This is a genomic window from Hydrogenophaga sp. (assembly GCF_051860785.1).
Classification (GTDB): domain Bacteria; phylum Pseudomonadota; class Gammaproteobacteria; order Burkholderiales; family Burkholderiaceae_C; genus Hydrogenophaga.
Genome location: NZ_JBIMLB010000022.1, coordinates 1 through 13,626 on the forward strand (window position 1 = coordinate 1; position 13,626 = coordinate 13,626).

Annotated in this window: 6 protein-coding genes; 4 read left to right on the plus strand and 2 right to left on the minus strand. The window is 67.2% G+C overall.

Annotation, left to right across the window (positions count from 1 at the left end):
• Positions 1–203: 203 nt before the first annotated feature.
• The gene (locus ACTIF6_RS22060; protein WP_244386860.1) at positions 204–833 is read right to left on the minus strand and encodes a flavin reductase family protein; all 630 of its coding nucleotides are present in this window, start codon (positions 831–833) and stop codon (positions 204–206) included.
• A 135-nt stretch (positions 834–968) separates the two neighbouring features.
• Positions 969–1,766, minus strand: coding sequence for an AraC family transcriptional regulator (locus ACTIF6_RS22065; protein WP_341827218.1), 798 nt, complete (start codon positions 1,764–1,766; stop codon positions 969–971).
• 84 nt (positions 1,767–1,850) lie between these two features.
• Here ACTIF6_RS22065 and ACTIF6_RS22070 point away from each other — a divergent pair, with 84 nt between their 5' ends.
• The 4 genes from ACTIF6_RS22070 (at position 1,851) to ACTIF6_RS22085 (ending at position 13,580) form a co-directional block, all read left to right on the plus strand.
• Positions 1,851–3,029: an MFS transporter gene (locus ACTIF6_RS22070; RefSeq protein WP_439589970.1), complete on the plus strand. Its 1,179-nt coding sequence runs from the start codon at positions 1,851–1,853 to the stop codon at positions 3,027–3,029.
• 275 nt (positions 3,030–3,304) lie between these two features.
• Positions 3,305–5,548, plus strand: coding sequence for a copper-transporting P-type ATPase (locus ACTIF6_RS22075; RefSeq protein WP_244386864.1), 2,244 nt, complete (start codon positions 3,305–3,307; stop codon positions 5,546–5,548).
• A 58-nt stretch (positions 5,549–5,606) separates the two neighbouring features.
• Positions 5,607–7,934, plus strand: a complete 2,328-nt coding sequence (locus ACTIF6_RS22080) for an NADP-dependent malic enzyme (protein ID WP_244386866.1) — start codon at positions 5,607–5,609, stop codon at positions 7,932–7,934.
• A gap of 597 nt (positions 7,935–8,531) precedes the next feature.
• Positions 8,532–13,580, plus strand: coding sequence for an Eco57I restriction-modification methylase domain-containing protein (locus ACTIF6_RS22085; RefSeq protein WP_439589971.1), 5,049 nt, complete (start codon positions 8,532–8,534; stop codon positions 13,578–13,580).
• Positions 13,581–13,626: the final 46 nt, after the last annotated feature.

Below are 13,626 nucleotides of genomic sequence, written 5' to 3' on the forward strand. Positions count from 1 at the left end.
GTAGCCAGAAAACCCATCAACCCAGTGGCTCAATATTCGACGTGATCACTGGCTCAGTTGTGCTGATGAATCAACAGGGCGCCGCCTTCGCCGCACTGGGGATTGGGCTCAATGGCCTGTTGACCGCGCTGATCGTTCCGCTGCTCGCGAAGTTCTGGAGCTGAGAGCGATGACCGTGCAACCCACCGGCCATCGCGGCCGGCCTATTTTGGCCGGTACATCTTGAACAGCGCTTGCTGAGTGATCTCGAAGTAGTCCGCCGGGCCGCCTCCACGCAAGATGGGGGCGGCCTTTGTCGTGTCGTAGCTGCCCTCGGGCAGCAGCTCGGTGTCGATGTGCACGGCGACGACTTCGCCCGTCACCATCCAGGTCTCCACCGGCTTGCCGTCCAGCCCTGCCAGCTGCTGAATCTGGAGCACTTTGCACTCGAGGTTCACGGGGCTCTCGCCGACGCGGGGCGCGGCCACGATCTGCGATTTCACCGGGCTCAGGCCCGTCAGATCGAACTCGTTCACATCGCTGGACACGGCTGCGCTGCTGAGATTGACCTGCTCGGCCAGCGCCCGCGTGGCGAGATTGACGACGAATTCGCGCGTCGCCTGGACATTGCGGATCGTGTCCTTGAACCCCACGCTGGAGAACGCCACGATGGGAGGTTTGTAGTTGAACAGGTTGAAGAAGCTGTAGGGCGCGAGGTTCAGTTGCCCGTCCTCGCTTCGCGACGAGATCCATCCGATGGGCCTGGGCCCGACGATGGAGGCGATCGGATCGTGGGCCAGGCCGTGGCCTTTGCGCGGCTCGTAGCTGTGTATGGTCTTCGATGGTGTTGTCATGATTCCCTGAAGGTTCGTTGGTTGATGGGGGGCAACGCCGCCAATCGCAGAGGGCCTGCGCCGCTCTTCCGTGCGCCGAGACTGGCAAGGAACAGGGCCTCTCGTCTGCATGTGCGTTCGACTTCGCGGCACAGCCTATCGCAGGTTGCTGAAGTAGCGCGCTGGCGGCTGACCCAGCGCCTTTCGGAACATCGTGATGAAGGCGGTCACCGAGTCGTAGCCGAGATTGCCGGCCACCTCTTGGACGGAGCGCCCCTCGGCGAGCTGGCGCAGCGCCACGATCAGGTGGAGTTGCTGACGCCAGCGGCCGAACGTCAGCCCCGTCTCCTTCTGCACCAGACGCGCCAGCGAACGGCTGCTCATGGCGAGACGGCTGGCCCACTCGTCAATCGTGGTTCGGTCCGAAGGATCGAGGACCCAAGCGTCCACCATGCGTCGCATCTTCGGGTGGTCCGAGATCGGCAGGTGCAGCCGCTCCACCGGCATGGTCGCGAGCACTTCGAGCAGCACGCCCACCAGGCGAGCCATCGGGCTGTCCAGGGCGTACTGCTGATCGTCATGGTCCGCCAGATGCTCGATCAGCTCCCGCACGAGCGGGCTGATGGACAGCGTACAGGTCTCGGCGGGCAACGCGGTCGCGCCCGGTTCCACGAAAAGGAAGCAGATCCTTGCGTTGGCCGTGACGTGGTTGCTGTGCGGCGTGCCACCGGGGATCCACACCGCGCACTGCGGCGGAACCATCCACATCGCGTTCGGCACCTCGCAGGTCACCCCGCCACGAAGGGCCAACACGAGCTGTCCTTTTCGGTGGGTGTGGACGGGTTGCTCCGAGTCGTTCTCGGCGACCTCGACGCGCAGCGCCAGCGCGGGCAGCGCGCTGCGATCCGGGTCGAACGCCGCCAGCGAGGTCGTCAGGGATTTGCTGGTTGTCACTTTTTAGTGATTCATTGTCAATTTATCTATAGGCAACATTAAACACGAAGAGTACCTTACGGGTAAACCCTAGTGAAAGTCCCTATGAATGCTTTAGCGCTGTCACATCGAGCCCCCAGCCGGGCCTTGCTCATCATCGGCATCCTGCTGATCGCCACGACGCTGCGCGCGCCCATCACCGGCGTGGCGCCCCTGCTCGGCATGATCCGCCCGTACTTCGACCTGGGCACCACCGCAGCGGGCGCGCTGACCGCCCTGCCCCTGCTTGCCTTCGCGGTGGTGTCGCCCTTCGGAGCCCTGCTCGCTCGCGAGTACGGCCTGGAGCGGTCCCTCTTCTTCGCGCTGATGCTGGTCACCGCCGGGATCGTGCTGCGCTCACGCGATGCGGCCTGGTGCCTCTACACCGGCACCTGGATCATCGGGATGGGCATTGCCATCGGCAACGTGCTGCTGCCCAGCCTGATCAAGCGCGATTTTCCGGAGAAGGTGACCTCCATCACCGGGCTGTATGCGCTGGCGATGGGCATGGCCGCGGCGCTCGCCTCTGCGGTCGCCATCCCGCTCGAGCACTTCTGGGGCTGGAGGCACTCGCTCGGAACCATCGTGGCGCTGCCCCTTGCCGCCCTCGCCGTCTGGGTGATGCAGGTCGGTGCGCACACCAAGCCGGCCCGTGACACCGCCGCCCCGCCCCATGGCGGAAAAGTCTGGAGCTCCGCGCTCGCCTGGCAGGTCACGCTGTTCCTCGGCCTGAACTCCGCCATCTACTACGTGGCCATCGCCTGGCTGCCCACCATCCTTCAGGATGCCGGCCTCTCGGCGGCCCATGCAGGCAGCCTGCACGGTCTGCTCCAGTTGGCGACGGCCATTCCTGGCCTCTTGCTTGGCCCGATCCTGGCCCGCATGAAGGATCAACGTGCGGCCGCCATCACCGTCTCGTCGATCTCGGCTGCGGCGCTGGCCGGCTTGCTCGTGGCTCCGGAATGGGCTCCGTTGTGGACCGTGGCATTCGGGATCGGGTCGGGTGCTGCGATCATCCTGGGGCTCGCTTTCATCAGCCTGCGCACCCGCAATGCCCACCAGGCTGCTGCGTTGTCCGGTATGTCACAGTGCATCGGCTACTTGCTGGCTGCAATCGGCCCGCTTGCCATGGGTGCGATCCACGACCAGTTGCATGGCTGGGCCGTGCCCCTTGGCGTCACGGTAGCGCTTGCGCTCGCCGCGGCAGCGATCGGTGCGCTGGCAGGCCGCCGGCGGCAGATTTGAGCGAAAGCTCCGATGGAGTTGCATGGCACCGCCTCCGCGTCGAGGCCTGCCTTGCAGCCCCGTAGGCCCATACCGAACCAGAACACCAGGAGGAGGCAGTCGCCATGCAACCGCATAACCCACAGCCCCAGGAAGGCACAGATCCGCCCCATCGAGTGGCGCCGACCGAGTCCGGGCACCACCCGACCCATCACGCGTGTCACGACGCTGGCCAGTCCGCGAGCGGCCAGGCGGATCACGAGCCCCATCAGGGGCATCAAGGCCATCAGCACCACATGCACCCCGAGGGCCGGGAGCACCAGGCGCACGGGCACGGACATGATGAGCACCATGCACATCATGCACACCATGGCCACACGTCAGCAGCCGTTGTAGTGCCCCAGGGGCAGGACAAGGTCGAGTACACCTGCCCGATGCATCCCCAGGTCCGGCAGATGGGCCCCGGCAACTGCCCGATCTGCGGCATGGCGCTCGAACCCGTCATCGCACAGGACGGTCAGGCGCGCAGTCCCGAGCTGCAGGACTTCGAGCGTCGACTGTGGATTGCAGCCGTGCTGACCCTGCCTGTCTTCGTCATGGAGATGGGAGGGCATCTCTTCAACATCCACAGCTTCCTCGCGCCGCAGCTGTCGAACTGGCTACAGATGGCTCTCGCCACACCCGTGGTGCTGTGGGCCGGCCTGCCGTTCTTCGAGCGGGCCTGGGTGTCGCTGAAGAACCGCAGCCCCAACATGTTCACGCTGGTCGCCCTGGGCACCGGCGCCGCGTGGCTCTACAGCATGGTCGCGACGCTTCGTCCCAGCTGGTTTCCCGAGGCACTGCGCGGCCACGACGGATCGGTTCCGGTGTACTTTGAAGCTTCCGCCGTCATCACGGTGCTGGTGCTGCTGGGCCAGGTGCTGGAGCTGCGCGCGCGGGAAAAGACGTCGGGTGCCATCAAGGCATTGCTGGGCCTGGCGCCCAAGACAGCAGTTCGGGTTCGGGCTGACGGATCCGACGAAACGGCATCGGTCGATGACATCCAGGTCGGCGATCTGCTTCGCGTGCGCCCAGGGGAGAAGATCCCCGTGGACGGCGAGCTGGTGGAGGGCCGCTGCAACGTCGACGAATCCATGGTGACAGGCGAATCGATGCCGGTCACCAAGACGCCGGGCTCGAAGGTTTCCGCAGGCACGCTCAACCAGTCCGGTAGCTTCGTCATGCGGGCGCAGAAGGTCGGTGCCGAGACCTTGCTCTCGCAGATCGTCCACATGGTCGCAGCCGCGCAGCGCAGCCGGGCACCAATCCAGCGCATGGCCGACCAGGTCTCCGCGTGGTTTGTGCCTGCCGTCGTGCTCGTCGCCGCTCTGACGTTCGTGGTCTGGCTTGTGTGGGGGCCTGAGCCCAGCTTCAGCTACGCGCTGGTGACCTCGGTCGCCGTGCTGATCATCGCCTGCCCTTGCGCACTGGGCCTGGCCACGCCCATGTCCATCATGGTCGGCGTGGGTCGTGGCGCACAGCAAGGCGTGCTGATTCGCGATGCCCAGGCACTTGAGCGCGTGGAGAAAGTCGACACGCTCATCGTCGACAAGACGGGCACGCTCACCGAAGGCCGCCCCCGCGTGGTGCATGTCGAGGCGGCCAGCGGCTTCACCGCGGACCAGATCGTCCAGAAGCTCGCCAGCGTCGAGCGCGCCAGCGAACACCCGCTCGCCGTCGCCGTGCTGGCCGAAGCACAGCATCGCGCCCTCGCGCTGTCCAACGTCCAGGATTTCGACTCACCGGTCGGCCGTGGCGTCGTCGGCACGGTCGACCAGCAGCGCATCGTCTCCGGCAACGCCCGCTTCATGGACGAGAACGGCATCCCGACCCAGGCCGTGGAGGGCGCGGCGCAGGCACAACGCCAGCGCGCTGCGACGGTCATCTTCGTCGGCATCGCGGGCCAGCTCGCCGGTTTCGTGGCGATCGCCGATCCGGTCAAGAGCACGACGCCGGAAGCACTCGCTGCGCTCAAGGCGCTCGGCATCCGCATCGTCATGCTCACGGGCGACGGCAAGGGCACGGCCGAGGTCGTCGCCCGCCAACTCGGGATCGATGACGTCGTGGCCGAGGTCCTGCCCGAGGACAAGGCCAAGGTGGTGCGCGATCTGAGCGCGCAAGGCCGCGTGGTCGCCATGGCCGGTGACGGCGTGAACGACGCGCCGGCGCTCGCCGCCGCCGATGTCGGCATCGCCATGGGCACGGGTGCCGACGTCGCGATGGAAAGCGCTGGCGTGACGCTGCTCAAGGGCGACCTGCTCGGCATCGTCCGCGCCCGGGAACTGTCCCGCGCCACCATGCGCAACATCCGGCAGAACCTGTTCCTGAGCTTCGCCTACAACGTCGCCGGCGTCCCGCTGGCGGCCGGCGTGCTCTACCCCCTCTACGGCTGGCTGCTCTCGCCCGTGGTGGCCGCCGCCGCCATGGCCCTGTCATCCGTCAGCGTCATCGCCAATGCCTTGCGCCTGCGCGCGGCCCGCACAGGAGGCGGCGCCCCCTGAGCAAGCGTCCGAAGCTGATTCCCTCTCTTCCACTTCAACAACAACCGGAGACCATCCGATGCCACACGATCAGGCCCAAGATCCCAACGACAAACGCGCCCAGCTGCGCGCCGCCGCGCTGGAGTATCACGAGTTCCCGACCCCGGGGAAGATCTCGGTGACGCCCACCAAGCAACTGGTCAATCAACACGACCTGGCGCTGGCGTACTCGCCCGGCGTGGCTGCGCCCTGTGAAGAAATCCAGAGAGACCCGAATGCGGCGGCGCGCTACACCAGCCGAGCCAACCTCGTCGGTGTGATCAGCAATGGCACCGCTGTATTGGGCCTGGGGGACATCGGTGCGCTGGCATCCAAGCCCGTGATGGAGGGCAAAGGCGTCCTGTTCAAGAAGTTTTCCGGCATCGACGTGTTCGACATCGAGATCGATGAAAAGGATCCCGAGCAGCTGGTCAAGGTGATCGCCGCGCTGGAGCCGACCTTCGGCGGCATCAACCTCGAGGACATCAAGGCCCCCGAGTGCTTCTACGTCGAGCGCGAGCTGCGCAAGCGCATGAAGATCCCCGTGTTCCACGATGACCAGCACGGCACTGCCATCGTTGTCGGGGCGGCGGTGATCGGCGGGCTCAAAGTGGTCGGCAAGCGCATCGAGGACGTCAAGCTCGTCACCTCGGGCGCCGGAGCCGCGGCGCTGGCCTGCCTGGGGCTGTTGCTCAAGCTCGGACTCAAGCGCGAGAACGTCTGGGTCACCGACATCAAGGGGCTGGTTTACGAAGGCCGTACCGAACTGATGGACGAGATCAAGGCGACCTACGCGCAGCCGACGGACAAGCGCACGCTGGCCGAGGTCATCGACGGCGCCGACGTCTTCATGGGCCTCTCGGCCGGCGGCGTGCTCAAGCCCGACATGGTGGCCCGCATGGCCGACAAGCCCTTGATTTTGGCGCTGGCCAACCCGACTCCGGAGATCACGCCAGACGAGGTCAAGGCGGTGCGCAGCGACGCCGTGATCGCCACCGGCCGAAGCGACTATCCGAACCAGGTCAACAACGTCCTGTGCTTCCCCTACCTCTTCCGGGGTGCCCTGGACTGCGGCGCCACCACGATCAACGACGAGATGGAGGTCGCGGCGGTCCACGCGATCGCCGAACTCGCGCAGGCCGAACAAAGCGAGGAAGTCGCCCGTGCCTATGTGGGCGAGAAGCTGCAGTTCGGTCCCGAGTACCTGATTCCAAAGCCCTTCGATCCCCGGCTGATGATCAAGGTCGCCCCAGCGGTGGCCAAGGCCGCCGAGGCCAGCGGCGTCGCCTCGCGCCCGATCCGCGACATGGGCTCCTACGTCCAGCGACTGCAGAACTTCGTCTACACGTCCGGGACGATCATGACGCCGATCATCCGAGCGGCCAAGGCCGCGCAGAGCAAGCGCGTCGCCTACAGCGAGGGCGAGGAAGAGCGTGTGTTGCGTGCCGCGCAGATCGTCGTCGACGAAGGGATCGCACGCCCGACCTTGATCGGACGGCCCGCCATCATCGAGCAGCGCATCCAGAAATTCGGCCTGCGCCTGCAGCAGGGAACCGACTACGACGTGGTCAACACCGAGCATGACGATCGCTATAAAGACTTCTGGCGGACCTACCACCAGCTGACGGAGCGCAAGGGTGTCACGGTCCAAATCGCCAAGATCGAAATGCGTCGGCGCCTCTCGCTGATCGGCGCGATGCTGCTGCACAAGGACCAGGTCGACGGACTGATCGTCGGGACATGGGGAGGCTACGGCCTGCACCTGAACTACATCGACCAGGTCATCGGCAAGAAGGCGGGCGCGCAGACCTACGCGGCCATGAACGGGCTGATCCTGCCGGGGCGGCAGATCTTCCTCGTGGACACCCACGTCAATGTCGACCCGTCGGCCGCACAGCTCGCCGAGATCACGATTGCCGCAGCGCACGAGGTGCAGCGCTTCGGCATCGTGCCCAAGGCCGCGCTGCTGTCGCACTCGAACTTCGGCAGCAGCAGCGAGCCAAGTGCGCAGAAGATGCGCGACACCCTCGCGCTGCTCCGCGAACAGGCGCCCTGGCTGGAGGTCGATGGGGAGATGCACGGCGACGTCGCGCTCGACGCCAAGGCGCGCAAGGCGGTCATGCCCAACACAGTGCTGGAGGGCGACGCCAACCTGCTGGTCATGCCCACCCTAGATGCCGCCAACATCGCCTACAACCTGCTGAAGGCGGCCGCCGGCCAGAACATCGCGATTGGACCCATCCTGCTGGGTGCGGACAAGGCGGTGCATGTCCTGACGCCGAGCACGACGGTGCGGCGCATCGTCAACATGACGGCACTGGCCGTGGTCGACGCGGACGCTCGCGCAGCGCATCATCCTTCGGTCTAGGCCACGACGGGGGCTGCGCGGCCCCCTGTCCCAGGCGTGCACAGACGCACGAACGCAGCGCGGGTAACCCGGAGCGTTGCCGGGGTCGATTCCGGCAGCGCGTCGGAGTCCTGTTCATAGGCCTCGCTCACCCTGCGCGGATAGTCCGCGCAGGGTGAGACGCGCCCGCGCGCCGGCGCGATGGACCACCATGGGCGCCCTCGCCCCAGGCGGCAACTGTGGGCCGTTGCCCCAGCGGACCTGACCACCCCGAAGTCCGATCGCGCGCATTCGCCACCGGCAAGCGGCTGCGTCAGCGCCCGCTTTCCGAGGCGTTACATCCTCGCGCAGCTCAACCGGGGCCTGACACCCGATAGTGGTCCCTGCATTCTGGCTCCGGCCAACGCACGCCCTTGTGGCGTACCCGAGTCCGCTCGGGCGTCGCGGTCGTTACCCGCCCCACCGCCACGGCAGCCCTGAGCTGCCCGTCCACCGCACACCCTGAGCCCTGTGCCCGCATCTGCGGGCACAGGGCCGTGTGCTTTCGTTCATCCCATACGGGGAGCTCGCCTCCCCCATGGGTCGGTGCGTTCCCCGTTTTCCTTCGGAGAACCACCGATGGCACGCACCACCGCGCCTTCCCTGTGGCTGCCGGGCTTCGACCCGGACGAGCCAGAGCTTCTCGATCCGTCCCCCGAGACGGATCTGTTTGCTGATTCCCCCGCGCCTGAAGCGGCCCCCGCCGCCACCATGCAGGCTGCGGACGTGCCGATCGGGATCATCATTCCCAGCACAGAGGCAACCGACGAAAGTCCAGCGCCCTCCTCCCCGTCGCGCTCCAGCTGGCGTGTTATCGCCGGCGCCAAGCGCGATGAAGCCCGAGTCCTGTGGCCAGCACTGCACCGTGAGCAGTTGGCCGGCCTGAGCGGCGCCGTCACGAAGTTCGACGCCAACGTCGCGGCCATCCGCGTCCTGCAGGTGCTCGAAGCCGGTCAACGTGCCCCGGACGCCGAAGAGCGCGGTCAACTGCTGCGCTTCACCGGCTGGGGCGGCCTGCCCGCCGCCTTCAACCTCGAAGGCGACGATGCGGCGTGGCGCCGTCGCGCCGAGGAGCTGCAGGCCCTGCTGCCGGCCGAGGACTACGACTCGGCCCGCGCCTCGGTCAACAACAGCCACTACACCGAGGTCCACGTGATCGAGGCGATATGGCAGGCCGTGGCGCGCTTCGGCTTCACCGGCGGCCGTGTGCTGGAACCCGCAGCGGGCGTCGGCCATTTCCTCGGTGCCATGCCTAGGGCACTCGCCGAACGCAGCGCGCTCACCGCGGTGGAGATCGACCGGCTGTCGGGGCGTCTGCTGCAGACGCTGTACGCACCGCACGGTGCCGACGTGCGCGTCGTGCCCTTCGAGAAGCTCGCGCTGCCCGAAAACTGGTTCGACCTGGTGATCGGCAACGTACCCTTCGGCAACTACCCGGTCGCCGACACCAGCACCAAGGCGTACGCGCGCTTTCGGATCCACAACTACTTCTTCGGCCGCGCGCTGGACCTGGTCCGCCCCGGCGGCCTGGTGTGTTTCATCACGAGCACCGGCACGATGGAGGCGCGCGCGGATGCCGTGCGCGAGCACATCGCGTCGCAAGCCGAACTGCTGGGCGCGATCCGCCTGCCGATGGGTGCCTTCGCCGGCATCGCGTCGACGGATGTGCAGACGGACATCCTGTTCCTGCGCAAGCGCCACCCCGGCGAAGCCGTGAGCGGTGCCTGGCTGGAGCGCGTGATGGTGCCCGACGAACTGCGGCATCCGCGCTGCGCGCAGAAGTACCTGCAGATCAACGCCTGGTACGCGCGCAACCCGGGCTTCTGCATCGGCCGGGTCACGCAGGAGAGCAACGGCTACGAGGAAGTGCCGACGGTCGTGTTCGAGGGTGACCTCGAGCCAGCGCTGGCCGAGCGTATCGCGCTGCTGCCCAGCGGCGTGTACCAAGCGGCCAAGCCCGTGGCGCTAGCGGCCGTGCGTGCCACCGTGCCGGCCGAGCCCGGCGCGCGGCCCGGCAGCTACCGTGTCCACCACGGGCGCGTGCACCGGGTCGAAGGCGCCGAGCTGGTCGACCTGCACGACAGCCTGAACGCCACGCAGCGTGCCCGCGTCGCGGGCCTGTGCGCGATCCGGGACCATGCCCGAACGCTGCTCGACGCGCAGCTGGCACAGGACGGTGACGAAGGGCTGGACCGTCTACGGACCATGCTCAACGGGACCTACGACCGCTACGTGGCGCGCTACGGATGCCTGAGTACCCGGGCCAACGCGCTGGCGTTTCGGCGCGACCCGGACTACCCGCTGCTGCTGTCGCTGGAGCACTACGACGAAGAGTCGGACAGCGCCCGCAAGGCAGCGCTGTTCACGCAGCGCACGCTGCGCCGGGTCACGGCGCCGACGGCGGTCACAGAACCGGCCGAGGCGCTGGCCACGTCGGTGCAATGGCGGGGCCGCGTCGATCCGGCCTACATGGCGCGGCTGCTGTCGGCGCCCGAGGAGGAGGTGCTGGCCGCGCTGACCGAGGCCGGGCAGATCTTTCTGGACCCGGCCGACAACGCCTGGAAAGCGTCCGACGAGTACCTGTCGGGCAACGTCAAGGAGAAGCTCAAGCAGGCCGCGCTGTCGGGCCCAGCCTTCCGCCGCAACGTGGAGGCGCTGGAGCGCGTGCAGCCCGAGGACCTGCAGCCGGCGGCCATCGAGCCGCGCCTGGGCGCGGTGTGGATCCCCGCCGGCGACGTGGAGGGGTTCGTGCACGAAGTGCTGGAACTCAAGGACTGCCAGGTGGCGTATTCGGCAGAGGCCGGCGCCTGGTCGGTGACCTACCCCGAGTGGAGCGCGCGGCAGAACGTGAAGGTGACCCAGGAATGGGGCACGCCACGCATGAACGCGATCGAGCTGGTACAGGCCGCGCTCAACGTGCAGGTGCCCACGGTGCGGGACGCACATCCCACCGAGGACCGCTACGTCGTCAATCCGGCGGAAACGCTGGCGGCGCGCGAGAAGCTGGGGGCGCTGAAGGACCGTTTCGCGGCCTGGGCCTTCGAGGACAACGAACGCCGCGAGCGGCTGTGCCGGGTCTACAACGACCTGTTCAACGCGACGCGGCCGCGGCACTTCGATGGTTCGCACCTGAAGCTGCCGGGGTTCTCGCAGTGCTTCACGCTGCACCCGCACCAGCGGGATTCGGTGTGGCGCGTCGTGCAGACCGGCAACGTGGGCCTGTTCCACGTGGTCGGCGCCGGCAAGACGGCAGTGTGCGTGATCGCGAGCATGGAGATGCGGCGCCTGGGCTTCCTCGCGAAGCCCTGCCATGTGGTCCCGAATCACATGCTCAGCCAATACACGGCCGAGTTCGTGCGCCTGTATCCGCAGGCCTCGGTGCTCATGGCCGGAAAGGAGGATCTGGAAGGCGATCGCCGGCGCGAGCTGGTGTCGCGCATCGCCACGGGCGATTGGGACGCGGTGGTCATCACGCACTCGAGCTTCGAGCGCATCCGGATGTCGCCGCAGTTCACAGAGGACTACATCACGGAGGTGATCCATGAGATAGAGATGGCTGTGCGCGCCGAGAAGAGCGGTGACCGGAGCAATCGGATCATCAAGCAGCTCGAGGCGCAGAAGAAGAGCTGGAAAGTTCGCCTGGAACGGCTGCTCGCCGACAAGAAGAAGGATGACCTGCTGACCTGGGAGTTGCTGGGCATCGACGGCTTGTTCGTTGACGAGGCCCACCTGCACAAGAACCTCTACCGGTTCACCAAGATGACGCGGGTCGCAGGCCTGCCGCAGAGCAATTCGGAGCGCGCGTTCGACCTCTACCTGAAGACGCGCTACACGATGAAGCTGCACGGCAACGCGCAGCGCGGCGTGGTCTTCGCGACCGCGACACCGGTGGCCAACACCATGGCCGAGATCCACACGATGCAGCGCTACCTGCAGCCCAGGAGGCTGGAGGCCCTGGGACTGCAGCAGTTCGACGCCTGGGCGGCGACCTTCGGGGAGTCGGTCACGGCACTGGAGATCGCGCCGGACGGCAGCGGCTACCGCATGCACACGCGCTTCGCGCGCTTCATCAACGTGCCGGAGCTGATGGCCATCTTCGGCGAGATCGCGGACATCCGCACCGCCGAGATGCTGGACCTGCCGGTGCCCAAGCTGCGTGGCGGCAAGCCGCGCACGGTGGCCTGTCCGGCCAGCACGGCGCTCAAGGCCTACGTGCAGACGCTGGTCAAGCGGGCGGAGGCGATCCGCAACGGGCATGTCGATCCGACCGAGGACAACATGCTCGCGGTCACAAACGACGGCCGCGCCGCCGCGCTGGACTTCCGGCTGGTTGCACCGACGGCGCGGTTCGATCCGGACGGCAAGGTCGCAGCCTGCACCCGCGAGGTGCTGGCGATCTGGCAGCGGACTGCGGACTTCCGCGGCACGCAGTTGGTGTTCTGCGACCAGTCGAGCCCGAAGGGGGGCAAGGCCTTCAGCGTCTACGAGGACCTGAAGGAGCGGCTGTTGGAGGCGGGCATCCCCGAGCGGGAGATCGCCTTCATCCACGACGCCGAGACCGACGTCCAGAAGGCCAAACTGTTCAAGGCGGTCCGCGAGGGCCGCGTGCGGGTGCTGCTGGGATCGACCGGCAAGATGGGCGTCGGCACGAACGTGCAGACGCGCCTGGTGGCGCTGCATCACCTCGATGCGCCGTGGCGCCCGTGTGACGTCGAGCAGCGCGAGGGCCGCATCCTGCGGCAAGGCAACGAATGCGAGGAAGTCGAGATCTTCCGCTACGTGACCGAGCAAAGCTTCGATGCCTATTCCTGGCAGACGCTGGAGACCAAGGCGAGGTTCATCGCGCAGGTCATGCGCGGCGACAAGGGGCTGCGGGCGATCGAGGACGTGGAACTGGCCACGCTGAGCTACGCCGAAGTGAAGGCCCTAGCATCGGGCAACCCGATGGTGATCGAGAAGGCCGGCGTGGACGCGGAGGTGGCCAAGCTCTCCACCCTGTTCTCGGTCTGGCGCAACCAGCGCTGGGCCAACGAGAGCGAGGTGGGACGGCTGCCGATGCTGATCGCGTCGCTGGAGCAGAAGGTGGCACTGCACGCGGTGGATGCCGAAGCAGCGCAACCGCAGACGATGGCGCAGCTCGCCGTGGAGCTGGGTGGCCGCCAGGTCGCCGGGCCCGACGCCGTGGGCGAGGCCCTGCGCGAACTGGTGAAGGCAGCGAAGGCGGAGAACCGCCATGGCGCGCCGCTGATCGACCGGGCCGTGGGCCGCTTTGGCGGTTTCGAGCTGGGCCTGACGGCGGTGCGTGGCGAGGAGACGCCAGCGCTGTACCTGGCCGGTCGCTGCCGCTACGACGCCCAACCCTACCAGACGGGTCCGGGCCTGGTGTCGGCCTTGCTGGCGGCGCTGACCTCGGTTGCCGAGCAGCATGCCCGCACGGGCGAGCAGCTCAGCGTGCGCCGCAAGCGCTTGGAAGACCTGCAGCTCGAACTGGACCGTCCGTTTGAGCACGAAGCAAGGCTGACCACACTGCTGGTGCGCCAGCGCGAACTGGTCAAGCAGCTCGACCTCGGCAAGGACGAGGCGGGCAGCGCCGGCCTCGATGGCGAGGCGGCCCGCCAGGCCGCCTGAACATTGGCCCCACTACCGCAAGGTGGTGGGGCTTTTTTTCGTCTCA

Bases quoted from the DNA above. Each gene is read 5' to 3' on its own strand.
- ACTIF6_RS22060 (WP_244386860.1), bottom strand. From the start codon at position 833: ATGACAACACCATCGAAGACCATACACAGCTACGAGCCGCGCAAAGGC.
- ACTIF6_RS22070 (WP_439589970.1), top strand. From the start codon at position 1,851: ATGAATGCTTTAGCGCTGTCACATCGAGCCCCCAGCCGGGCCTTGCTC.
- ACTIF6_RS22075 (WP_244386864.1), top strand. From the start codon at position 3,305: ATGCACCCCGAGGGCCGGGAGCACCAGGCGCACGGGCACGGACATGAT.
- ACTIF6_RS22080 (WP_244386866.1), top strand. From the start codon at position 5,607: ATGCCACACGATCAGGCCCAAGATCCCAACGACAAACGCGCCCAGCTG.
- ACTIF6_RS22085 (WP_439589971.1), top strand. From the start codon at position 8,532: ATGGCACGCACCACCGCGCCTTCCCTGTGGCTGCCGGGCTTCGACCCG.